This window comes from Corynebacterium sp. HMSC067D03 (assembly GCF_001811185.1).
GTDB lineage: Bacteria > Actinomycetota > Actinomycetes > Mycobacteriales > Mycobacteriaceae > Corynebacterium > Corynebacterium coyleae.
On record NZ_KV803782.1, the window covers coordinates 1 to 2,247 of the forward strand.

At 54.4% G+C, this 2,247-nt stretch carries 1 rRNA gene; it reads right to left on the reverse strand.

From position 1 onward, the window contains the following. Positions 1-24: 24 nt before the first annotated feature. Positions 25-2,247, reverse strand: a 23S ribosomal RNA gene (locus HMPREF2785_RS01625); the annotation flags it as partial.

Below are 2,247 nucleotides of genomic sequence, written 5' to 3' on the forward strand. Positions count from 1 at the left end.
TGTGTGTGGTTTGTTGAAAAACCGGGTGTTGGTTTGTTTGGTGTATTAGTACCGGTCGCCTCCACACATTGCTGTGCTTCCAGTTCCGGCCTATCAACCCAGTCGTCTTCTGGGAACCTCAAATGAAACCTCATCTTAAAACAGGCTTCCCGCTTAGATGCTTTCAGCGGTTATCCCTTCCGTACGTAGCCAACCAGCTGTGCTCCTGGCGGAACAACTGGCACACCAGAGGTACGTCCGTCCCGGTCCTCTCGTACTAGGGACAGCCTTCTTCAAGTTTCAACGCGCGCGGCGGATAGAGACCGAACTGTCTCACGACGTTCTGAACCCAGCTCGCGTGCCGCTTTAATGGGCGAACAGCCCAACCCTTGGGACCTACTCCAGCCCCAGGATGCGACGAGCCGACATCGAGGTGCCAAACCATCCCGTCGATATGGACTCTTGGGGAAGATCAGCCTGTTATCCCCGGGGTACCTTTTATCCGTTGAGCGACACCACATCCACAAGTAGGTGCCGGATCACTAGTCCCGACTTTCGTCCCTGCTCGACTTGTAAGTCTCGCAGTCAAGCTCCCTTGTGCACTTACACTCTAAACACCTGATTGCCAACCAGGCTGAGGGAACCTTTGGGCGCCTCCGTTGCATTTTGGGAGGCAACCGCCCCAGTTAAACTACCCACCAGGCACTGTCCCCAACCCAGATCATGGGCCAAGGTTAGATATCCACTACGGTCAGAGTGGTATTTCAACAACGACTCCACAACCACTGGCGTGGCCGCTTCAACGTCTCCCACCTATCCTACACAAACCGCACCGAATGCCAATACCAAGCTATAGTGAAGGTCCCGGGGTCTTTTCGTCCTGCCGCGCGTAACGAGCATCTTTACTCGTAGTGCAATTTCACCGGGTCTGTGGTTGAGACAGCAGGGGAGTCGTTACGCCATTCGTGCAGGTCGGAACTTACCCGACAAGGAATTTCGCTACCTTAGGATGGTTATAGTTACCACCGCCGTTTACTGGGGCTTAAATTCTCCGCTTCGGACTAAATGTCCTAACAGGTCCTCTTAACCTTCCAGCACCGGGCAGGCGTCAGTCCGTATACATCAACTTCATCGTCTTCGCACGGACCTGTGTTTTTGATAAACAGTCGCTCCCCTCTATTCTCTGCGACCCACGCCAGCAACCACGATCGCATAGATCGGGCACCAGTTTGGGTCCCCCTTCTCCCGAAGTTACGGGGGTAATTTGCCGAGTTCCTTAACCACAGTTCTCCCGACCGCCTGAGTATTCTCTACTTGACTACCTGTGTCGGTTTCGGGTACGGGCCGTATACACACATCGCTAGAGGCTTTTCTCGGCAGTAGAGGATCACCAACATCACCCAATACGGGCTACGCATCACGCCTCACACTATTGACAGCCGCATTTGACATGCTGTCGTGCCACACGCTTGCACCGCAATCCAATAAGCGGCTTGGCTACCTTGCTGCGTCACCCCATCACTGACCTACAACGGATCAGGCCCCACGCATCACCACCAACCACACATCAAAGATGTGCATGTCGGCGGATCTGGGTGGTTAGTATCACCGCTTCGATACTGGGCGCGTATATACGGGTACGGGAATATCAACCCGTTGACCATCGACTACGCCTGTCGGCCTCGCCTTAGGACCCGACTCACCCTGGGAAGACGAACTTGACCCAGGAACCCTTAGTCATTCGGCGGATACGATTCTCACGTATCATTCGTTACTCATGCCTGCATTCTCACTCGCGTGCAGTCCACCGCTTCTTCCGATACGGCTTCACCCCACACACGACGCTCCCCTACCCATAGTAAAAACTATGCCGCGGCTTCGGCGGTGTGCTTGAGCCCCACTACATTGTCGGCGCAGAACCACTCGACCAGTGAGCTATTACGCACTCTTTCAAGGATGGCTGCTTCTAAGCCAACCTCCTGGCTGTCTTCGCGATCCCACATCCTTTTCCACTTAGCACACCCTTAGGGGCCTTAACCGGCGATCTGGGCTGTTTCCCTCTCGACTATGAAGCTTATCCCCCACAGTCTCACTGCAATGCTCAAACTTCACCGGCATTCGGAGTTTGGCTGACGTCACTAAGATGATAGTCCCGCTCGGCCATCCAGTAGCTCTACCTCCGGTAAGCACACATCACGCTGCACCTAAATGCATTTCGGGGAGAACCAGCTATCACGGAGTTTGATTGGCCTTTCACCCCTACCCACA